Consider the following 19,835-nt stretch of genomic DNA (forward strand, 5'->3'; position numbering starts at 1 on the left):
AATAAGCCAGGCTGCGGGGTGTGGGATAAATCGGCGCATGAACGACGGGATGAAGGCAGGATCTTCCGCCTTTTCCATTGAAACTATTGCGAAATATTTTCGCCCGCTCCGGCAAGGGCGAGAAATCCATCCACGGTTTTGCCAAAGAAAAACCCGGTCGCAAACCGGGTTCGGATTTACAGGGAGCACCACGAAACCTAGCGCTTCGCTGGTCCCTTCTTGTCTTCGCGCACACGACGCGCGACGCGATCGAGCACGGCATTGACCAGCTTGGGCTCGTCCTCCGTGTAGAAAGCCTTGGCAATATCGACATATTCCGAGACGATTACGGCGACTGGTACGTCCTGTCGCTTCGTCAACTCATAAGTTCCCGCACGCAAGATGGCGCGCAAGGTGGAATCCAGTCGCGACAGCGGCCAATCATCCGTCAGCGAAGTGTGAATGACGGGATCAATGGACTTCTGGTTTTCGACCACCCCCGAAAGAATCGCGCGAAACCACTGCGGATCGGCCTCCCGATAGGTGAAACCGTCGATCTCCTTGCCCAGACGGAAAGCTTCGTATTCAGCAGCCGTTTCCAACAGGCCGGCACCGCCAATATCCATCTGGTAGAGCGCCTGAACCGCGGCCAGACGCGCAGTCCCGCGCTTGTTGGCGGGGCGGATTTCAGGGTTAGGAACGCCGTTGTTCTGATCGGACATGTTCAGGCTCCCAACTTGTCGCGCAGGGCAAGCATCGTCAGGGCCGCACGCGCAGCAAAGCCGCCTTTGTCGCCTTCGGATTTCCTGGCACGCGCCCATGCCTGCGCGTCGTTTTCAGTAGTGATGATGCCGTTGCCGATCACCAGCGCTTCATTGACGGACAGATCCATCAGAGCCCGCGCGCTTTCGTTGGCAACAATATCGAAATGATAGGTCTCGCCACGAATAACGCAGCCGAGAGCTACATAGCCGTCGAAAGCCTTCTCGCGATTTGCCGCACCATCGAGCGCAAAGGAGATCGCTGCCGGAATTTCGAGCGCGCCCATCACCGTCACGACCTCATAAGTCGCGCCCGCCTCGTCGAGTGCGGCAGTCGCGCCTTCGAGAAGGGCATCGGCGAGATCGTCATAGAAGCGGGCTTCCACGATCAGAAAGTGGGGCTTGGTCGTCTCAGGCATTATTTTCTCCGGGAAAGAAGCGCTCAATTACGCACAATCTCGCCTTATCGCAAGCGATTGATGGCTACCCGCGCGGAAATTCCGCCAGACGTGCCGCGTAACGCGCCATTGTATCGATTTCCAGATTGACCTGGTCGCCGGCCTGGCGTTCGCCCCAGGTGGTGACTTGCAGCGAATGATGGATCAAAAGCACGTCGAAAATTTCGCCATCCACCTCGTTCACGGTAAGCGATGTACCATCCAGCGCGACCGAACCTTTCGGCGCGATGAAACGGGCGAATTCAACGGGCGCACGCAACCGGAAGCGCACGGCTTCGCCCTCTTCCTTGCGTTCGATGATCTGCGCCTGGCCATCGACATGGCCGGAGACAATGTGACCACCCAGTTCATCGCCGATCTTCAAGGCGCGCTCCAGATTGAGGCGTGTGCCCTTTTGCCAGGTAGACGCGGTGGTGAGACGCAACGCCTCTTCCCACGCCTCGACCTCGAACCAGCGCGCATTGGAGCCATCTTCAGGAAGCGCCGTCACCGTGAGGCAGACGCCGGCATGCGAAATCGATGCGCCTATGGCGATGGTAGCGGGATCATAGGCGGTTTCGACACGCAAACGCACCCCCTGATCCAGCGGCGTGACGCTTTCGACGCGCCCAATGTCGGTTACAATACCGGTAAACATCAGATTTTTCTCGACCATTCCAGATAGCTGTCAGGACCCAATGTCTGGTCCCTGCGAAGGATGAACCCGTCAGGAATCGTATCGGCCCGAACGGGCGCTGCAACGCCGCCCTCGCCTATAACGACCTGACCGCGATAAAGCATGATGCGGTCAACCAGCCCTTCATCGAGAAAGTGCCTGGCAGTGGCCGCACCGCCTTCGACCATGACGCGCATGAAGCCGCGCTGGCCGAGATCTTCCAGAAGTTCGGGCAAGGCGATAGAGCCTTCGAAGATTTCCGCGCCGAGGATTTCCACCCCCGCCTCCGTGAAGGTTGCACGTTTCTCGGCAGGGAGCGTATTGCCCACTGCCAGAAGAACAGGCGCCCGCTTTACGCTGCCGACGAGCTTCGAAGTGAGTGGCAGACGTCCATCCTTGTCCAGAACGATGCGGGTCGGGGAACGGCTCTCCATGCCGGGGATGCGCACAGTCAGCTCAGGATCATCGGCGAGCGCAGTGCCTATGCCCACCAGAATGCCATCGCAGCGAGCGCGGTCAAGATGCACCTGATGACGTGCCCGATCTCCGGTGATGGCAATTTGTCCAGCGCCCGACCTGCCAATCATACCATCGGCAGAAAGCGCAAGTTTCAGAATGACTTCCGGACGCTTCTTGATAGAACGAATCAGATAGCTAGCCAATTGGTCAGACGCTTCCTCGGCCATCACGCCTTCGGTGACCTCGACGCCAGCGGTGCGCAGGATTGCGTAGCCTTTTCCCGACACGCGCGGGTCCGGGTCGTGCGCGGCCCCGACCACGCGAGCGATGCCTGCCTCTACGAGTTTCTCAGCGCAGGGCGGGGTTTTTCCATGATGAGCGCAGGGTTCCAGCGTCACATAGGCGGTTGCTCCGCGCGCGCCTTCACCGGCCTCCGCCAGCGCCTGCGTTTCCGCGTGCGGGCGTCCGCCGATAGCAGTAACACCGCGCCCGATTATGCGCGGCCCCTCACCATCATCCCTGACGATGACCGTCCCGACGGAAGGATTGGTACCGGTCAGACCATCATGCTGCCTGGAGAAAGCAAGGGCCTCGGCCATGAAACGACGATCGAGTTCGTCCGCATCCCTCGTCATGCCCTGCTCTGTCCTTCACTCACTCCGACCGGCGATTCCAAACGCGAAAGCGGCATCCACTTCGCTGGCATTGCCTGATTACTGCTCGGAATCCTCGCCGCGCAATTCGCCGAGAACATCCTGGAAATCCTTCGCCTCGCGGAAATTGCGATAAACGGAAGCGAAGCGTACATAGGCAACGTCATCAATGGCCTTCAAGGCCTCCATTATCAACTTGCCGATTTCATCCGAAGAAACTTCCGACTCGCCCGAGCTTTCAAGCTGGCGAACGATGCCGGAAACGGCGCGATCCAGCCGTTCCGGCTCCACATCGCGCTTGCGCACTGCGACCTGCATGGAGCGCAGCAGTTTGTCGCGATCAAACGGCACCTTCCGTCCCGAGCGTTTTACGACAGTCAGATCACGCAATTGCACCCGCTCAAAAGTCGTGAAACGTCCGCCACAGCTTGGGCAGACGCGCCTGCGACGGATGGAGGTGCCGTCCTCCGCAGGACGCGAATCCTTCACCTGGCTGTCTTCGGACTGACAATAAGGGCAGCGCATCAGCCGAGATATTCATACATCGGGAAGCGGCTTGTCAGTTCGATTACCTTCTTCTGCACGGCAGCCTCCACGGAGGCATTGCCTTCATCGGAGTTTGCCGTTTTCAGGCCGTCCAGCACCTCGGCAATGAGATTACCGATCTCGCGGAACTCAGCCTTGCCGAAACCGCGCGTTGTGCCCGCCGGAGTGCCGAGGCGAACGCCGGACGTAACGAACGGCTTTTCCGGGTCGAACGGAATGCCGTTCTTGTTGCAGGTGATATTGGCGCGGCCGAGTGCAGCTTCCGCACGCTTGCCCGTGGCATTCTTGGGGCGCAGGTCCACCAGCATCAGATGGTTATCGGTGCCGCCTGAAACGATATCGAGACCGCTTGCCTTCAGCGTATCGGCAAGCTCGCGGGCATTGTCGACGACGTTTTTCGCATAGGTCTTGAATTCCGGCTGCAAAGCCTCTCCGAGTGCGACAGCCTTCGCCGCGATGACATGCATCAGCGGGCCGCCCTGGAGGCCGGGAAACACGGCCGAATTAATCTTCTTGGCGATCGCCTCGTCATTGGTCAGGATGATACCGCCGCGCGGACCACGCAGCGATTTGTGGGTCGTGGAGGTAACGACATGTGCATGCGGGATTGGCGACGGGTGCTGCCCTCCGGCAACCAGGCCGGCAATATGCGCCATGTCGACCATGAGATAGGCGCCGACCTCATCAGCGATCTCGCGGAAGCGCTTCCAGTCCCAGACACGGCTATAGGCGGTACCGCCAGCCAGAATGAGCTTCGGCTTGTTTTCCCTGGCGAGACGCTCGATCTCTTCCATGTCGAGGAGATGATCGTCTTCACGCACACCGTAGGATACGACGTTGAACCACTTGCCCGACATGTTGACGGGTGAACCGTGCGTCAGGTGACCGCCCGAGTTGAGATCGAGCCCCATGAAGGTGTCGCCCGGCTGCAGAAGCGCCAGGAACACGGCCTGGTTCATCTGGCTGCCGGAATTTGGCTGCACATTGACGAACGCGGCACCGAAAAGCTTCTTCGCGCGCTCGATGGCCAGTTCCTCGACGATATCGACATATTCGCAGCCACCGTAATAGCGCTTGCCCGGATAGCCTTCGGCATATTTATTGGTAAGCACCGTACCCTGCGCCTCCATGACGGCGCGCGAGACGATATTTTCAGAAGCAATCAGCTCGATCTCGTGGCGCTGGCGACCAAGCTCCTTGCGAATGGCGGAGAAAATCTCGCCATCGCGCTCTTCCAGAGCGGTTTCAAAGAAAGTCTGACGAGACTTGGCGTCGGCTGCATTCAACATGGGTTTATGGACCTCGCATGGCACGCTTGGGGCTGGAACCGCGCCTTGATGCGGCCAGTCCTTAATCGATATCCGCGCGCATTATCATATCCGGCTCCGGATTGCCATGCCGACGCACAGATTTGCACCTTGAAATGCATCGCTGGCGTCTCTCTCAGGAAGAATTATCCGAAGATAAAGTCTAGAGGGCCCGCATCCACTCAGTTTCCGCTTCAGCAAACAAAACCCGCCGTTTCCAGCGGGTTTTCTTATAAGATCCAACTCTAGTCCAGACGTTGCTTCACAGCGTCGAGATTTGTAACTCGGCTGCGCCGTCCATCGCGTAGATGTCGTCGCGGAAGTGTGTAACGCCGTTGCCGGTAGACCATGCCGAGATATACTTGAAATGCACCGGCACCGGATTGCTGACCGGGATCGGCTTGTTCTCGCCCGAATGCATCTGGCGCTCGATGTTGGCACGTTCCCAACCGGGGGTATCGCGCAGGATCCAGGTGACGAGGTCGCGCACATTCTGCACGCGTACGCACCCGGAGGAATCGAAGCGCATCAGGTTCCAGAACAGGCTTTGCTGTGGCGTGTCGTGCATATAGACCGCGTGCGAGTTCGGGAAATTGATCTTGACGGAGGCCATTGCATTAATGTCGCCCGGCTCCTGACGGAACAGGTAGCGCGCTGCTTCTTCTGTATTCCAGTCAATGGTGGACGGGTCGATTTCCTGCTGGTTCGGGCCAAACACCTTGATCTTGGAGCGCTCCAGATAGGTCGGATCCTTACGCATCAGCGGGATGATATCCTTGCGCACGATGGAGACCGGCGCGTGCCAGTAGGGATTGATGATGATCTCATTGATCTTGGAATCCAGGATCGGAGTCTGGCGATCGATCTTGCCTACAATGCCAGTGTGGCGCGAGACGACGCGCGGGCCCTCGACCGCTTCGATATTGGCAGCCGGGATATTCACCAGAACATAACGCCCGCCATAATCCTTGTTGCTTTCCTCGCGCAGCCGCTGAAGGTTGCGCTGCAGCTGCATGAGGCGCGTCTGAACGGGAATGTTCATCGCCTTGTAGCTGAACTCGCCCATGACGCCATCCTCCGGCAGTCCGTGACGGGCCTGAAAGCGTTTCACCGCGGCGTCCACATAAGTATCGAAGGCAGGGGAAATACCGGCCGACTGCGGCAGATCGCCCGAGATCATGAGGCGCTGGCGCAGCGGAACGACGTCCGGATCGGACACGCCGATCTCCAGTTTCTTCGTCGCCGGAACCAGATTCCACCCACCCTGCGCCGCCAGATCATTATGCTGGGCTATCGCCTGCTCGGTGTACATGATGGTTTCCATGCTCATGATCGGCAGCGTGGAGGCCACGCGCGCCACCTGCTGGCTGCCCCGCGCATCGAACTGATCATCCCAATTGCCGCGACGCGGCGAATTCAAGATGTTCTGCAACACGTCCTGCGCATGGGCAGATGCGGCAGTGATGGCGGTGGCTGCGACGGCACCTGTCCCGGCGATGAAGAAACGGCGATTGATCGACATTGTCGGTAAGTCCTCATTGGCATGCAAACTAGCATGATCCATTAGCTAAACCAGCCAATCTTAATATTTCGGAAACCATGCGGTTCCGGACAGATGGCGAAACACTCCTTCGCAATCCCGGAGGCAAAACCGGTTCCCACTTTTGCTGGAATTGCTATGTGAGGCTTTACTCATGGGAATATGGCTTCACCATGGCTCAATTGGGCCGGCAAGAAGCCGTTACTGGCCCGTCGCACAAATGTCACAGAAATACTCACGCGAAAAGCCGGTTGCACAGCGATCATTCCCTCGCCCATGTGCAACCGGTGAATTCGTTGCGACGTCTTACGTTGCAATCTTGCGATTTACATCCGGTAGGCGATCGTGTCGTTCCAGAAGCGGTCCAGACGCTGGAGGGCGCGGTTCATCTGCGTGAACTCATCGACATTGATGCCGCCGACCTGCTCGATCGAACCAATGTGGCGCTCATAGAGCTTGCCAACGACCTGCGCAACCTCATTGCCCTTGTCGGTCAGGCTGACACGCACCGAGCGACGATCGATGCGCGAGCGCTGATGATTGATGAAGCCTAGATCCACCAGCTTCTTGAGATTGTAGGAGACGTTGGAGCCGAGATAGTAACCGCGCGAACGCAGTTCACCTGCCGTCAACTCCGCATTACCGATATTGAAGAGCAGCAGCGCCTGGATCGCATTGATGTCGGAGCGGCCGTTCCGGTCGAACTCGTCCTTGACGACGTCGAGCAAGCGGCGATGCAGACGTTCTACGAGCTGGAGCGATTCCATGTAGAGCGTGCGAATTGCTTCGTGACCATCTGCCTGCCTGGGCGCGGTGGAAACCGCTTTGTTGGTGTTGATCATCGTATTGCCTCGTGTTTAACGCCGTGGTGCATGTTTTTATCTGGCACCTTGGACCCGAGATTAGACGCAACACCTAAAATTCGAATTAAACGCCAAGCTTAACAGGAGCTTACACTGCGTCGCTTCGAAACAGCCTTAATTTTTGGTCACCCATCTGCCGCAGTTCCCTTTGTCGAAGGCACCACGTTATTCAATTACAGCCGCAATAAAACTGTCGCGGACACAGACTAGGCTGGGTCAGGTTTCAACCGTTCACTTTTGAGAGGGATCATGACACTGACCAAGACCTTGCTCGCCGGCCTAGCCCTGAGCACCGCTTTGACCGGAGCCGCATTCGCGCAGGAAGGCAGTAATGCCAAGAATGTCATCCTGCTCATCACCGATGGCGCAGGCATCAACACGTGGCGCGCAGCCAGCTACTATCGGCGCGGCGCGCTTGGCCACGAGGTCTATGACGATTTCGACGTCAAGCTCTTCTCCTCGACCCACCCGCTGAACATGTCGAACACACCGACCAAATCCGACGAGGACAAGGTCACGTTCAACCCCGCCGAACTCTGGAAGGCCGACAAGGTGGATACCACTTTCGAGGGCAGCCTCGGAAAGTACGACGGCTTCTTCAACGGTTACGATTACAGCCGCGCCTTCTATACCGACAGTGCCGCCGCCGCGACCGCCCTCGCTTCCGGTGAAAAGACCTATAACAATGCGATCAACTGGAGCAATGACGATAAGAAGCTGAAGCATCTGGGCGAATATGTCGTTGAGAGCGGGCGTGCGCTGGGTGTCGTTTCTTCCGTTCAATGGTCACATGCTACCCCTGCCGGCTTCCTCGGCCACAACCCCAGCCGCAATGATTACGTGGGTCTTGGCAAGGAGATCATCGAGAGCGGGCTTGCCACGGTTATCATGGGCGCCGGCCACCCTCTATTTGACCAGAACGGAAAACCGGTCCAGCCGAAAGACGACAAGGCCTATCGCTATGTCGGCGGCAAGGAAGTCTGGGACAAGCTGGTTGCAGGCCAGACGGATTACCAGCTGATCGAGACACGCGCCGATTTCGAGGCGCTCGCAGCCGGAAAGCTGGCCCTAGGCGAAAGCGGCAAGGTTCTTGGCACCTTCCAGAACAGCGCAACCTCGCAGTTCAACCGCGACGGCGTCGGCTTCGGAGACAAGCTCGAAAACTCGCCGACACTCGCGACCATGACCAGGGGGGCCCTCAACGTCATCTCCAAGGAGGAGGACGGCTTCTTCCTTATGGTCGAAGGTGGTGCAGTGGACTGGGCGGCGCACGCCAACAACCTGCCACGTATCATCGAAGAGCAGATCGAGTTCAACGAAGCGGTTGAAGCGGCCGTCGAGTGGATTGAGGAAAACAGCTCCTTCGACGATACGATGATCGTCGTCACCACCGATCACGGCAACGGCCTGCTGCAGGGTCCGAATTCCGACGAGAAAGCCTATGCCGGTATCGTCAATCAGGGTGCCGGCGCGCTGCCGCTGGTTCGCTGGCACAGCGATACGCATACGCGCGAACTGGTTCCGGTCTATGCCAAAGGCAAGGGTTCTGCTTTCTTCGGAACCGTTGCAAAACAGGATGCAGGTCTTGCGGCCTACAAGGTGCCTGCCGAACAGCAATTCTACATCGACAATACCGATATCTTCCGCGCATCGATGAATGCCATGGGCATCAAGGAAGACGAAACGCTGCAGAAACAGGCGTCAAACTGATTTCGTCCAGCCCTCAAGATCGAGGGCGCGGTGAAAACCGCGCCTTCTCCCTCGTCGAGTTTCAGAAATTAATCAACTGAATCAAATCACTGGCGCATCCATTAAAGAAAAAAGAAAAAGGCTCTTTCGCGAGAGGCCCTCGATGGATTAAAAACGCCATCGGTTTCGTATAGACAAGATCATGGACCCAGACAGTAGTAGTACCAGCTCTGAACCCTCGTCTAGCTCGCCCTCCAATGAGGGCCGAGCGCGTATCTTCATGTATGAAACCGTAGCCGCAAGGCAGCTTCCGCACGTGGACGCTGCCTTTTTTCATGGCTTTTTTTCAATTTCACCATCGAAAGGAAGTCGATCCTTGCCGGGACCGACTCATGACCGACAATGATCTTTGAATGGATGTCCGACCCCGCCGCCTGGGCTGGGCTGGCGACCCTGGTGGTTCTCGAAATCGTCCTGGGTATCGACAATCTCGTTTTCATTGCCATTCTTGCCGACAAGCTGCCCCCCCATCAGCGTGAAAAGGCGCGTGTGATCGGCCTCTCGCTAGCATTGATCATGCGCCTGGGCCTGCTTGCTTCCGTGGCCTGGATCGTGACGCTGACGCAGCCGCTGTTCACCGTGTTCGGCTGGGCTTTTTCAGGCCGCGATCTCATTCTCATCTTCGGCGGCCTCTTTCTGCTTGCGAAGGGCACGATGGAGCTGCATGAGCGCCTCGAAGGCCATCAGGGGCAAGAGAACAAATCGTTGCAGCATGCGGTGTTTTGGCAGGTTCTGATTCAGATCGTCGTCCTTGACGCTGTGTTCTCGCTCGACAGCGTCATTACCGCCGTTGGCATGGTGCAACATCTGTCGATCATGATGATCGCCGTTATCATCGCCGTCGCCGTCATGCTCCTGGCCTCAAAGCCACTCATGGCCTTCGTTTCGAAGCACCCGACGGTGGTCATTCTCTGTCTTGGCTTCCTCCTGATGATCGGCTTCTCGCTTATCGTCGAAGGCCTCGGCTTCCACATTCCGAAGGGTTATCTCTACGCTGCCATCGGCTTCTCCGTTTTGATCGAAGCCTGCAACCAGGTCATGCGCCGCAACAAGGAACGCGTCGTGACCACGGGCGACCTGCGCGAACGCACCGCAGATGCGGTGCTCTCGCTGCTCGGCGGCAAGCGAAAGAGTCAGCAGCCGAATATATTGGGCGAGACGGCAGACCTTATCGCTGAAAGTGCAGAGGGCGAGCTATTTACGCCCGTCGAACACGATATGATCGAGGGCGTGCTAACGCTCGCAGACCGCCCCGCCCGCTCGATCATGACTCCACGTCTGGATATTGATTGGCTCGATCTCGATGACAGCAAGGACGAATTGCGCACCAAGCTTCTCGAGATGGGCCACTCGCGCTTCCCGATCGCCCGCGGTGGTCTCGACAACTTCCTTGGCGTGGCACTTGCGAAGGATCTGTTACGCGATCTCCTGGAAAAGGGCGAAATCGACGTGCAGCGTTCATTGCGCCAACCGCTCGTCGTCCATGAAAGCGTGAGCGCGCTACGGCTGCTGGAACAGTTGCGCCAATCGCCCTTGCAGGTCGCCATCGTCCTCGACGAGCACGGCTCGATGGAAGGTCTTGTGACGCCGACCGATATTCTCGAGGCCATTGCTGGCGAATTCGCCGATGATGATGAAGAGCAACTAACCGTCGATCGCGGCGATGACGGTTCGCTGCTCGTCGACGGCTGGATCAATATTCGCCAGATTTCCAAGCTCGTGGACGAGGATCTGGTCGACGATACCGACCGCTACTCCACCCTGGCGGGCTTCATGCTCTGGCGTCTGGGCCATCTCCCAACGATCGGCGAGATGGTCTCGTTCGGCAATCTCGTCTTCGAGGTCGAAGAGCTGGATGGCCGCAATATCGGCAAGGTGCGTATCAAACAAGCTGCTTCGGCATAAGGAGAAGCATCCCCATCAATGAACTGGTGGGGATGCTCATCCCGGTCGCGGGATGACATTTAATTTACCTTGCTTACCGGCCGGATTTCAGCATCTTCCGGCGATATATTGCAATCTGTCATAAAATTGTGATGCGCCAGCCAAATAAGTCCCCCTGTTCTTTACGTATCCACTCTGGGGGCAAAATCCATGAAAAAACTCATAGCTGCGCTGGCACTTTCTGTAGCGTTCACGCTGCCGGCAATGGCCGAATTCAAGCTGGACAGCCGTTACACCGACGCCGATGGCGATCTGGTGGCAGATATTCCGACCGATGTTTCTCAACAGGTCGATCCTGATACGCTGGTCTTCGCCTACACGCCGGTTGAAGACCCGGCAGTCTATGCCGAAGTGTGGCAAGGTTTCCTTGACCATCTGGCCGAAAAAACCGGCAAGAAGGTACAGTTCTTCCCGGTTCAGTCGAACGCGGCCCAGATCGAAGCCATGCGCGCCGGCCGTCTGCATGTTGCAGGCTTCAACACGGGCGGCAACCCGATCGCCGTTGCCTGTGCGGGCTTCCGTCCCTTCGCCATGATGGCATCGAAGGAAGGAGCGTTTGGCTATGAAATGGAAATCGTCACCTACCCGGATTCTGGCATCGAAAAGGTCGAAGATCTGAAGGGCAAGCAGCTCGCTTTCACCTCTGAGACTTCCAATTCGGGTTTCAAGGCCCCTTCGGCCATTCTGGAATCGGAATATAATCTCGTTGCCAACACCGACTTCACGCCGGTTTTCTCCGGTAAGCACGACAATTCCATCCTTGGCGTTGCCAACAAGGATTATCCGGCAGCAGCCGTCGCGAACTCCGTTCTGAATCGCATGGTCGCACGCGATGTCGTGAAGAAGGACCAGTTGGTATCGATCTACAAGTCGCAGACCTTCCCTACCACCGGCTACGGCGTTGCCCACAATCTGGCTCCTGAGCTTCAGGAAAAGATCAAGGACGCCTTCTTCACCTTCAACTGGGAAGGCTCCAAGCTGCTCGAAGAGTTCAAGACTTCCGAACCGCCGCAGGAAGCCTTCATCCCGATCACCTTCAAGGAAAACTGGGCCGTCATCCGCCAGATCGACGAGGCAACGGGCGTTTCCTACGCCTGCCAATAAGCCGTTCCAGCATATTGAACTGATTGCAGGCGGCGCCGCGTGTATCGCCTGCAATCTTCATTGAGACGAGAAGGGGAATGGAATGCTGCGCATTTCGGGACTAATCAAGACTTACCGGACAGGCGACAAAGCGCTCAAGGACGTTACATTCGAGGTGAAGGCTGGACAGGTAGTCGGGCTGATTGGCCCATCTGGCGCCGGAAAATCCAGCCTTATTCGTTGCATCAACCGACTGGTCGAACCCGACGGCGGCAAGATTCTTCTCAATGATCTCGATGTGACGGGGCTTTCGCGCGGCGAGTTACGCCAGGCGCGCCGTCGTATAGGCATGATCTTTCAGGAATACGCGCTGGTCGAGCGTCTAACGGTGATGGAAAATGTACTTTCCGGCCGCCTCGGCTACGTCTCCTTCTGGCGCAGCCTGTTCCGGCAATATCCGCCGGAATATGTCTCTAACGCCTTCGCCCTGCTAGATCGTGTCGGGCTGATGGCGCATGCGGACAAGCGTGCCGACGCGCTTTCCGGCGGACAACGCCAGCGGGTCGGCATTGCACGCGCACTCGGACAAAATCCCGAACTGCTTCTGATCGACGAGCCGACCGCATCGCTTGACCCCAAGACATCGCGGCAGATCATGCGCCTGATCGTGGAAATCTGCCGCGAACGCAATCTGCCAGCGATCATAAACATTCATGACGTTCTGCTTGCGCGGGCCTTTGTCGAACGCATCATCGGACTTCGCGCCGGGGAAGTCGTCTTTGACGGCCCTCCGCAGGCGCTCGACCATGAAGCACTTACGCGCATCTACGGCGAAGAGGACTGGGCAGCCATGCAGAAGCAGGCGGCCGACGATGCGCGCGAAGAAGATGCGGCTGTGCTGCATCATGATGACGAAAAGCTGGAGCGCGTCGTCTGATGAGCATGACTACACCCTATCCCACCAGCTGGCGCAGACCACCGCTATTCATCCAGAGTAGTCTTACCCGTTATCTCGTCTATGGGGGCCTGCTCGTCTATCTGATTGCCGCCGGATCCACGGTAGAGATCAACTGGCAGCGCGCCTATGAAGGACTAGAACGCGGCGGTCGCTTCGTGCAAGGGTTTCTCGTTCCCGATTTCACGTCCCGCTGGAAAGACATTCTGCAGGGCTTGCAGGAAAGCCTGACGATGACCTTTTGCGCCACCGTCGTCGGCATACTCATATCAATCCCGATCGGTATAGGCGCTGCGCGCAATCTCGCCCCCGCCCCGATCTATTTCGCATGTCGTTCGATCATAGCGCTGTCGCGCGCTTTTCAGGAAATCATTATCGCAATATTGCTGGTGGCAATGTTTGGTTTCGGACCGTTCGCCGGCTTCATCACGCTCGCCTTCGCTACTATCGGGTTCATCGCCAAGCTTCTCGCCGAAGACATCGAGGAAATCGACGAGGCTCAGGCGGAAGCCGTCCGCGCTACCGGCGCTTCATGGATGCAACTTGTGAATTATGCCGTACAACCGCAGGTAATGCCGCGTCTCATCGGCCTGTCACTCTATAGGTTCGATATAAACTTCCGCGAATCCGCCGTCATCGGTATCGTTGGCGCCGGCGGTATCGGCGCGACGCTGAACACGGCGATCGATCGCTACGAATATGACAGCGCGGGCGCGATCCTGATCGTCATCATCCTCATCGTCATGGGTGCCGAATATGCGTCCGGTCTCATCCGTAAAAGGATCAAGTAATATGCCGGTTTCAACAAACTCCGTGGGCGAACCGGTCTGGCGTCATCGCACACCGAAACGAGAATTTGCCAACTTCGCCTTTTGGCTCTTCATCGTCGCCTTTTTCGTCTTCTGTTGGCAAATAATGACCAAGGACACGATCTGGGTCTTCGTTCAGGATGCGCCAAGACAGGGCGGCGATATAATTTCCCGTGCCTTCCCGCCGAACTGGAGCTATGTCGCGCTCCTGATCAGGCCATTATGGGACACGCTCAACATGGCCTCTCTTGGCACACTGGGCGGTGCGCTCATTGCTGTTCCGATCGCATTCCTGGCGGCACGTAACACGACGCCAAATTCCTATATCTTGAGACCAGTGGCGCTGTTCATTATCGTGGCATCGCGGTCGATCAACTCCCTGATTTGGGCTTTGTTGCTGGTTTCGATTCTGGGCCCCGGGATGCTGGCCGGCATTATTGCCATTGCGCTGCGCTCCATCGGGTTCATCGGCAAATTGCTTTACGAAGCTATCGAGGAAATCGACGAAAAGCAGGTCGAGGCCGTGTCGGCGACAGGCGCGAGCCCTCTTCAGATCATGGATTACGCCATCGTGCCACAAATCCTGCCATCACTGCTCGGCATCACGGTGTTTCGCTGGGATATCAACATCCGTGAATCTGCCATTCTGGGCCTGGTTGGCGCCGGCGGCCTGGGCCTGGCACTGGAATCGTCACTGAATGTCCTTGCCTGGCCGCAGGTGAGCACGATTTGCATCGTCATTCTTGGCACCGTTATCGTTTCCGAATGGATATCGGCCGTGGTGCGCAAAGCAATCACGTAAGCGGCAGAGATTGTCTCCCGTCAGGTGGCGAGGGTGAAATCAAAGCCTGTTCGTCAGTGATCTGGCGCTTTCCTCGCGCCAGATCAGCACCCGCAATATGATATAGAGCATCGCGATTATCAGATGGATGAAGAGCGGCAGCATACGCTCACCGAAATAGGCCGGGAAACCGAGATACATGATCGTCTCGATGGCGGCGCAAATGAACCAGATGACCGGTCCCCAGGCAGCAAGCATCCATAAGCCCACGCCGGCCAAAGGAAACAGAACAGCAAGTGATGCCGCCGTGATCTGCCAATAGGCAGGCATCAAGTCGAAACGCCACTGGGGTCCCGGATGAATGCCAACAAGGCGTATCCAGTAGAAGATGCCGAACATGAGACAAAGCGCAGCCCCGGTACGCATCAACCAGGTCATTGCTGTTTCGTTTGCAGTCGGTAGCGGGATGCGCGGGGCCGGAATGCTCAAAAGGTCAGATCTCCATCTGCTGGCGCCTTGAAATAGGCATCAATGTCTACCGGCTGGACCTCCTCCAGTGAAGCCGGTTTCCAGTTCGGGGCATTATCCTTATCAACCAGCAAAGCGCGCACGCCCTCATAGAAATCATTGCCCTTCAGCATCTGCGCAGCGATACGATATTCCATGATCATGCACTCTTCCATTGACTTGCCGTCGCCCTCCTTGACCTGACGCAAAGCGACTTCGAGGCTGGTCGGCGAACGCGACCGCAGCATTGTCAGAATTTCCTGTGCCATCTCGCTGTTTTCGGCCTCCAGGCTCGCAAGAATTTCCCGCACACCGAGCTTGGCGAAAGCGCGCTCGATCAGTGCAAGCCTCTCTTCATCGCTCTCGGGAGCAGGATGCTGAGTAATATCTGCCAAAGCCTCATCCGGTCTGCCGTCGCGACAGAGGCGTTCAGTCAGCATCTCGAGCCGCTCGGAAGAAACGGCATGTGTCGCGAGTCCCGCCCACAATGCATCGCCTTGCTTGATACGACCGCCTGTGAGCGCAAGATAGATGCCGAAATTCCGGGTCAGCCTAGAGAGAAAATGACTGCCTCCGACATCGGGAAAAAAGCCGATGCCAGTTTCGGGCATGGCAAACATCGTCTTTTCCGTCATCACACGATGCGAGCCGTGGCAGGAAATGCCTACGCCACCACCCATGACGATCCCGTCGATTAACGCGACATAAGGCTTGGGGTAGTTTGCTATCAGCGTGTTGAGACGATATTCGTCGCGGAAGAAGTCAACGGGAGGGTTGCCCTGCCTGCCGCCATGATAGACGGCAACGATATCTCCGCCGGCGCAAAAGGCGCGTCCTTCCCCGCGCACCACGATCAGCTCCACGGCCGGATCATTGCGCCATTCGACGAGCGCCTCCGTCATCACAGCGATCATCGCATGATTAAGCGCATTCAGCGCCTTGGGGCGGGTCAGCGTTATCAGGCCGGCGCGGCCCTTCCGTTCACAAACGACATCGGGCGTTTCTTCCGTATTGGTCATGCGGTCTCCTCACCAACTTCCTTCTGACGCAATCCCGAACGGGAAACGGCCTCCACTTTCGCCAGGACAGCGTTGCTCGAAAAAATACTCCTGCCACCGTGCTTACGAAGGCAGTCCGGCTGCGTCAATGCAGCACGTTTGAATAGTTGGGATATGCCGTGAAGCCATGCTAAGGGACGGCAGGCGACACAACGTCAACCCCAATAAGAACACAGCGGACACGCATTCATGCCAGCAAAAAGCGAGCCATCTTTCCGGACGATCGACGAAATCACCAGCGGACGGCGCCTGCGACGCATGCGCAAGGCGGACTGGTCGCGGCGCATGGTGCAGGAGAACGTGCTGACGCTGAACGACCTGATCTGGCCTATCTTCCTGATCGACGGCGAGAACCGTCGCGAACAAATTCCCGCCATGCCCGGCGTGGAGCGCGTAACGGTGGATATAGCATTGCGGGACGCGGAGAACGCGGCCCGCCTCGGTATCACGGCGATCGCTCCGTTCCCCAACATCGAGCATTCCATGCGCGACGATACAGGATCGCAGATTTCCAATCCTGACAATGTGGTCAATCGCTTCACTCGGCAGATCAAGAAGGAAGTGCCCAATATCGGCATCATCACCGATGCAGCGCTCGATCCCTTTACCAGCCATGGCCATGACGGAATTCTGGAAAACGGACTTATCGTCAACGACTTGTCCGTTGCGCGCATCGTCAGTGGCGCACTCGCTCAGGCAGAAGCCGGGGCCGATATAATCGCCCCCTCCGACATGATGGACGGTCGTGTAGGCGCGATCCGCGAGGCGCTCGATGCGCATGGGTTCCAGGACGTGGCAATCATGTCCTATGCGGCAAAATTCTCTTCGGCTTTCTATGGCCCGTACCGCGAGGCAATCGGCACGGCAGGCCTGCTGAAGGGCGACAAGAAGACTTACTATGTCGATCCGGCCAATTCCGAGGAAGCGGTACGCGAGGCCGCGCAGGACCTTGAGGAAGGCGCGGACATGCTCATGGTCAAGCCCGGGATGCCTTATCTCGACGTGATCCGCCGTATCAAGGATGCATTTGGCATTCCAACCTATGCCTATCAGGTATCCGGCGAGTATTCGATGATCAAGGCCGCCGGCGCGAACGGATGGATCGACGAGGAGCGGGCGATGATGGAAAGCCTCCTCGCCTTCAAGCGCGCAGGCTGCGACGGCATCCTAACCTACTTTGCCCCAAGGGTTGCTGAAATTCTGAGCGGCCGTTGATCCAGCCGCAGTGCAGATAGGGAGCGGGGCTTGATTTTGGCTTGAATCAACCCATCTTCCTGGGTGGACAAAACATCCGCGGACAATAATTCGGAGACTTGAATGGCAAACGGCACGGTTCTCAATGGCGACGTCATCCGCTCTACACTGGATGATCCAAGAACCTATCGTGGCGTACTGACGCGCCGCATCATGGCCTTTCTGGTGGATCTCTGCATCGTCTTTCTGCTCTGCATTCCAGCGGCGATTGTCATCTTCGTACTGGGCATACTAACACTCAGTCTGGGCTGGGTGCTCTACGGCATCCTGTTTCCGCTCGTTGCCATTCCCTATGTCTGGTGGACGGTCAGCAGCCCTCATCAGGCGACGATCGGGATGCGCATGATGGACATCCGTCTGGAGCGGATCGAGGGCGGCCGCATCGATGGTGCACTCGCCATCGCCCACTCGGTTCTATTCTGGGCGGGCAATGCACTCCTGACACCGCTGGTCTTGCTGATTGCTCTGTTCACGCGGCGCAAGCAGACGTTGCACGATCTGCTGCTGCGCACTGTCGTCGTTCGCGCCACGGAACCACGCATTTAGCGCCTGCTTTTGTTCCTGCATGAGATTTTCATCTGCCATGCAGGAACTGCCATTGATTTTTTACGCTAAAGCGCGAAGCTTGAGACTAGAGCGTCGTTCCGGGTCAGGTGCATGGAACATCCAAAGCAGACACCGCAGTTCTTTCTGACAGCCCCCTCTCCTTGCCCTTATTTGCCGGGGCAAATGGAACGCAAGGTCTTCACGCATATGGTGGGGGAGCGCGCGCCCGAACTCAACGATCTGCTGACGCAGGGGGGGTTCCGTCGTTCGCAGAACATTGCGTACAGGCCAGCCTGCGAGACCTGCCGCGCCTGCATTTCCGTTCGCATCCTGGCGCACGAATTCGAACCGACGCGCACCCTGCGCCGGGTGATGAAGCGCAACGCCGATCTGGTCGGCAATATGGTGGATGCACAACCCACCAGCGAGCAATACTCCCTCTTCCGCAGCTATCTGGACGCGCGCCACCAGCAAGGCGGAATGTCGGACATGACGGCGTTGGATTTTGCCATGATGGTGGAAGACAGCCACGTGGACACGAAGCTGATCGAATATCGGCGGCGTGGTCCAGACACGATGATCAATGGCAAAGGGCAAGGCGAACTCATCGCCGTCGCGCTGACGGACATAATGAGCGACGGCCTTTCGATGGTTTATTCCTTCTTCGATCCCGAGATGAGGGACCGCTCGCTTGGCTCATTCATGATCCTCGACCATATCCAGCGCGCACGCACGGCAGGTCTGCCCCATATCTACCTGGGATATTGGGTGAGCGGTTCAAAGAAAATGGCCTACAAAACACGCTTTCAACCGCAGGAACATCTGGAACCCCAAGGTTGGAAGAAATTCGAGGATGGGTGAGCATCAGCCTCGGCCCGTCGCCTGACGGGGTTTGCCGCGATACTGCTAAATGAAAAAACGCGCCATCCTGCAATGGCGCGTTTTTTGAAAAGCCGCTTGCTCTTTGTCTAGCGGGAAGCGCGTTCTACCGAACGACCAGCTGCCTGCGTGCCTTCCACCGTACCTGCTATATCCTGACCAGCCCCGCGGATCGTATTGCCGCAGCCTGACAGCATCGCAGCCGCGATGAGAACAGCGCCAAATGTCGCATAGATTTTTTTCGTCATATTCATCCCTCACCTTGGTAAAATCTGATGATTCCGGTGAGGGAACGCATGGGCGTAAAAAAGGTTCATAGTGGCGTGATTTGTTTGGAGGGGCTTGCTCCTTCGACGCACCGTCATATGTAAACCCGGCAGAAAAGGCAATAAATCTCGTTCCACTGGAACCCACCGCCCGCTTGCGCCGCGAACACATTACCCATGTCTGTTTCCCCGGTCACCATAATGACATCGGTAAAGTCGCTTGGCTCCGTTACGGTAGGATAAGGCTGGAGCAAGTAATTCCTCATAATGCCGCCCGAGGGAACATAGTCAGAAATATAGGCGGTTTGGTGTAAGGGTATATTCCCAAGCTCATGGGTTTTCTTGGGTTTTTTCATCACAGCGCTAATCTTCTTATGGATTCTCGAAAGCGGGCTGTGCTTGTTTTGTGAGGGTTGTATTATCCACTCCTCGTTCACGATTACCCGCTCTGTCACGGGGCCGGCATAGCAGGACTGGCCTATCTTGGCTCGAAACAGGACGTCTGTCCCCACAGGCACATGGATGCTCGGCATCGCTCGGTCGAAGGTCCCGCCGTGGCAGATGAGCACAGCCCTTCTCGCTCCCTTCGAGTGTGTCTGAATTCTTACACCACCCTGAGTAAATGCTTTCATGAAACAAGCCCCATCAGACGGGTCTTTGAGCACTTTTCCCCGCAGGCGTTCTGACGTGCGTCAGTAGTCTGGAAGATAAATTTCGCTCGTAGACAAACTAAAATCGAAATGCGTTATAGTTTGTCTCGCTGAAGACTTATGTAACAATTTC

General features: G+C 57.2%; 21 protein-coding genes. 9 read left to right on the forward strand and 12 right to left on the reverse strand.

What is annotated here, in order from left to right; translation table 11 throughout:
* Window positions 1–197: 197 nt before the first annotated feature.
* The 8 genes from nusB to ldtR form a co-directional block, all read right to left on the reverse strand.
* On the reverse strand, window positions 198–701 hold the full coding sequence (nusB, locus tag IE151_RS06475; RefSeq protein ID WP_189489090.1) for a transcription antitermination factor NusB: 504 nt from the start codon (window positions 699–701) through the stop codon (window positions 198–200).
* A gap of 2 nt (window positions 702–703) precedes the next feature.
* A complete protein-coding gene (gene ribH, locus IE151_RS06480; RefSeq protein WP_189489092.1) occupies window positions 704–1,159 on the reverse strand; it encodes a 6,7-dimethyl-8-ribityllumazine synthase in 456 nt (151 codons plus the stop codon).
* A 64-nt stretch (window positions 1,160–1,223) separates the two neighbouring features.
* Window positions 1,224–1,835, reverse strand: coding sequence for a riboflavin synthase (locus IE151_RS06485; RefSeq protein WP_189489094.1), 612 nt, complete (start codon window positions 1,833–1,835; stop codon window positions 1,224–1,226).
* Complete coding sequence (ribD, locus tag IE151_RS06490) at window positions 1,835–2,947, reverse strand: bifunctional diaminohydroxyphosphoribosylaminopyrimidine deaminase/5-amino-6-(5-phosphoribosylamino)uracil reductase RibD (RefSeq protein ID WP_189489096.1); 1,113 nt, start codon at window positions 2,945–2,947, stop codon at window positions 1,835–1,837. The genes IE151_RS06485 and ribD overlap by 1 nt, the downstream gene beginning before the upstream one ends.
* 78 nt (window positions 2,948–3,025) lie before the next feature.
* The gene (gene nrdR, locus IE151_RS06495; RefSeq protein WP_189489098.1) at window positions 3,026–3,490 is read right to left on the reverse strand and encodes a transcriptional regulator NrdR; all 465 of its coding nucleotides are present in this window, start codon (window positions 3,488–3,490) and stop codon (window positions 3,026–3,028) included.
* A complete protein-coding gene (gene glyA, locus IE151_RS06500) occupies window positions 3,490–4,800 on the reverse strand; it encodes a serine hydroxymethyltransferase (RefSeq protein ID WP_189489100.1) in 1,311 nt (436 codons plus the stop codon). Before glyA ends, nrdR begins: the two co-directional genes overlap by 1 nt.
* A gap of 280 nt (window positions 4,801–5,080) precedes the next feature.
* A complete protein-coding gene (locus IE151_RS06505; protein WP_189489102.1) occupies window positions 5,081–6,340 on the reverse strand; it encodes a L,D-transpeptidase family protein in 1,260 nt (419 codons plus the stop codon).
* Window positions 6,341–6,684: 344 nt separating this feature from the next.
* The gene (ldtR, locus tag IE151_RS06510) at window positions 6,685–7,200 is read right to left on the reverse strand and encodes a transcriptional regulator LdtR (RefSeq protein ID WP_189489104.1); all 516 of its coding nucleotides are present in this window, start codon (window positions 7,198–7,200) and stop codon (window positions 6,685–6,687) included.
* Between the two features lie 270 nt (window positions 7,201–7,470).
* Between ldtR and IE151_RS06515 the strand changes: the two genes are divergently transcribed.
* The 6 genes from IE151_RS06515 to phnE (IE151_RS06540) all read left to right on the forward strand — a co-directional run bounded on the left by IE151_RS06515 (window position 7,471) and on the right by phnE (IE151_RS06540) (window position 14,563).
* Window positions 7,471–8,931, forward strand: coding sequence for an alkaline phosphatase (locus tag IE151_RS06515; RefSeq protein ID WP_189489106.1), 1,461 nt, complete (start codon window positions 7,471–7,473; stop codon window positions 8,929–8,931).
* Between the two features lie 381 nt (window positions 8,932–9,312).
* Window positions 9,313–10,875, forward strand: coding sequence for a TerC family protein (locus IE151_RS06520; RefSeq protein ID WP_189489108.1), 1,563 nt, complete (start codon window positions 9,313–9,315; stop codon window positions 10,873–10,875).
* A 189-nt stretch (window positions 10,876–11,064) separates the two neighbouring features.
* Window positions 11,065–12,018 (forward strand): phosphate/phosphite/phosphonate ABC transporter substrate-binding protein, encoded by a 954-nt coding sequence (phnD, locus tag IE151_RS06525; RefSeq protein ID WP_189489110.1) that lies wholly within the window; start codon window positions 11,065–11,067, stop codon window positions 12,016–12,018.
* Between the two features lie 82 nt (window positions 12,019–12,100).
* Window positions 12,101–12,934, forward strand: coding sequence for a phosphonate ABC transporter ATP-binding protein (phnC, locus tag IE151_RS06530; protein WP_189489112.1), 834 nt, complete (start codon window positions 12,101–12,103; stop codon window positions 12,932–12,934).
* Window positions 12,934–13,743 carry a phosphonate ABC transporter, permease protein PhnE gene (phnE, locus tag IE151_RS06535; protein WP_210310868.1) on the forward strand — a complete coding sequence of 270 codons (810 nt, stop codon included), beginning with the start codon at window positions 12,934–12,936 and terminating at the stop codon, window positions 13,741–13,743. Before phnC ends, phnE (IE151_RS06535) begins: the two co-directional genes overlap by 1 nt.
* Window position 13,744: 1 nt before the next feature.
* A complete protein-coding gene (gene phnE / locus IE151_RS06540) occupies window positions 13,745–14,563 on the forward strand; it encodes a phosphonate ABC transporter, permease protein PhnE (protein WP_189489114.1) in 819 nt (272 codons plus the stop codon).
* Between the two features lie 39 nt (window positions 14,564–14,602).
* Here the strand turns inward: phnE (IE151_RS06540) and IE151_RS06545 are convergent, their stop codons facing one another.
* Complete coding sequence (locus tag IE151_RS06545) at window positions 14,603–14,980, reverse strand: DUF6163 family protein (RefSeq protein ID WP_189489468.1); 378 nt, start codon at window positions 14,978–14,980, stop codon at window positions 14,603–14,605.
* Between the two features lie 47 nt (window positions 14,981–15,027).
* A complete protein-coding gene (locus IE151_RS06550; RefSeq protein ID WP_189489116.1) occupies window positions 15,028–16,068 on the reverse strand; it encodes an enoyl-CoA hydratase/isomerase family protein in 1,041 nt (346 codons plus the stop codon).
* 228 nt (window positions 16,069–16,296) lie between these two features.
* Here IE151_RS06550 and hemB point away from each other — a divergent pair, with 228 nt between their 5' ends.
* From hemB to IE151_RS06565, 3 genes are all read left to right on the forward strand, one after another.
* Complete coding sequence (gene hemB, locus IE151_RS06555) at window positions 16,297–17,322, forward strand: porphobilinogen synthase (protein ID WP_189489118.1); 1,026 nt, start codon at window positions 16,297–16,299, stop codon at window positions 17,320–17,322.
* 102 nt (window positions 17,323–17,424) lie between these two features.
* Window positions 17,425–17,907: an RDD family protein gene (locus tag IE151_RS06560; RefSeq protein ID WP_189489119.1), complete on the forward strand. Its 483-nt coding sequence runs from the start codon at window positions 17,425–17,427 to the stop codon at window positions 17,905–17,907.
* Window positions 17,908–18,018: 111 nt separating this feature from the next.
* Window positions 18,019–18,768 (forward strand): arginyltransferase, encoded by a 750-nt coding sequence (locus tag IE151_RS06565; protein WP_189489120.1) that lies wholly within the window; start codon window positions 18,019–18,021, stop codon window positions 18,766–18,768.
* Between the two features lie 107 nt (window positions 18,769–18,875).
* Here IE151_RS06565 and IE151_RS06570 read toward each other — a convergent pair whose 3' ends face one another.
* Both IE151_RS06570 and IE151_RS06575 read right to left on the reverse strand, forming a co-directional pair.
* A complete protein-coding gene (locus IE151_RS06570; protein WP_382344681.1) occupies window positions 18,876–19,034 on the reverse strand; it encodes an entericidin domain-containing protein in 159 nt (52 codons plus the stop codon).
* Window positions 19,035–19,147: 113 nt separating this feature from the next.
* Window positions 19,148–19,684: a putative adhesin gene (locus IE151_RS06575; protein ID WP_189489122.1), complete on the reverse strand. Its 537-nt coding sequence runs from the start codon at window positions 19,682–19,684 to the stop codon at window positions 19,148–19,150.
* Window positions 19,685–19,835: the final 151 nt, after the last annotated feature.

The sequence above is a fragment of the Limoniibacter endophyticus genome, assembly GCF_014652835.1.
Lineage (GTDB): Bacteria > Pseudomonadota > Alphaproteobacteria > Rhizobiales > Rhizobiaceae > Limoniibacter > Limoniibacter endophyticus.

What these genes read in the sequence shown, in the direction of transcription:
- hemB (WP_189489118.1), top strand. Translation starts at nt 16,297, where the DNA reads ATGCCAGCAAAAAGCGAGCCATCTTTCCGGACGATCGACGAAATCACC.
- IE151_RS06485 (WP_189489094.1), bottom strand. Translation starts at nt 1,835, where the DNA reads ATGTTTACCGGTATTGTAACCGACATTGGGCGCGTCGAAAGCGTCACG.
- phnE (WP_189489114.1), top strand. Translation starts at nt 13,745, where the DNA reads ATGCCGGTTTCAACAAACTCCGTGGGCGAACCGGTCTGGCGTCATCGC.
- ldtR (WP_189489104.1), bottom strand. Translation starts at nt 7,200, where the DNA reads ATGATCAACACCAACAAAGCGGTTTCCACCGCGCCCAGGCAGGCAGAT.
- IE151_RS06560 (WP_189489119.1), top strand. Translation starts at nt 17,425, where the DNA reads ATGGCAAACGGCACGGTTCTCAATGGCGACGTCATCCGCTCTACACTG.
- IE151_RS06575 (WP_189489122.1), bottom strand. Translation starts at nt 19,684, where the DNA reads ATGAAAGCATTTACTCAGGGTGGTGTAAGAATTCAGACACACTCGAAG.
- ribD (WP_189489096.1), bottom strand. Translation starts at nt 2,947, where the DNA reads ATGACGAGGGATGCGGACGAACTCGATCGTCGTTTCATGGCCGAGGCC.
- phnD (WP_189489110.1), top strand. Translation starts at nt 11,065, where the DNA reads ATGAAAAAACTCATAGCTGCGCTGGCACTTTCTGTAGCGTTCACGCTG.
- phnC (WP_189489112.1), top strand. Translation starts at nt 12,101, where the DNA reads ATGCTGCGCATTTCGGGACTAATCAAGACTTACCGGACAGGCGACAAA.
- phnE (WP_210310868.1), top strand. Translation starts at nt 12,934, where the DNA reads ATGAGCATGACTACACCCTATCCCACCAGCTGGCGCAGACCACCGCTA.
- IE151_RS06545 (WP_189489468.1), bottom strand. Translation starts at nt 14,980, where the DNA reads ATGACCTGGTTGATGCGTACCGGGGCTGCGCTTTGTCTCATGTTCGGC.
- IE151_RS06520 (WP_189489108.1), top strand. Translation starts at nt 9,313, where the DNA reads ATGATCTTTGAATGGATGTCCGACCCCGCCGCCTGGGCTGGGCTGGCG.
- glyA (WP_189489100.1), bottom strand. Translation starts at nt 4,800, where the DNA reads ATGTTGAATGCAGCCGACGCCAAGTCTCGTCAGACTTTCTTTGAAACC.
- ribH (WP_189489092.1), bottom strand. Translation starts at nt 1,159, where the DNA reads ATGCCTGAGACGACCAAGCCCCACTTTCTGATCGTGGAAGCCCGCTTC.
- nrdR (WP_189489098.1), bottom strand. Translation starts at nt 3,490, where the DNA reads ATGCGCTGCCCTTATTGTCAGTCCGAAGACAGCCAGGTGAAGGATTCG.
- IE151_RS06570 (WP_382344681.1), bottom strand. Translation starts at nt 19,034, where the DNA reads ATGACGAAAAAAATCTATGCGACATTTGGCGCTGTTCTCATCGCGGCT.
- IE151_RS06550 (WP_189489116.1), bottom strand. Translation starts at nt 16,068, where the DNA reads ATGACCAATACGGAAGAAACGCCCGATGTCGTTTGTGAACGGAAGGGC.
- IE151_RS06565 (WP_189489120.1), top strand. Translation starts at nt 18,019, where the DNA reads ATGGAACATCCAAAGCAGACACCGCAGTTCTTTCTGACAGCCCCCTCT.
- IE151_RS06505 (WP_189489102.1), bottom strand. Translation starts at nt 6,340, where the DNA reads ATGTCGATCAATCGCCGTTTCTTCATCGCCGGGACAGGTGCCGTCGCA.
- nusB (WP_189489090.1), bottom strand. Translation starts at nt 701, where the DNA reads ATGTCCGATCAGAACAACGGCGTTCCTAACCCTGAAATCCGCCCCGCC.
- IE151_RS06515 (WP_189489106.1), top strand. Translation starts at nt 7,471, where the DNA reads ATGACACTGACCAAGACCTTGCTCGCCGGCCTAGCCCTGAGCACCGCT.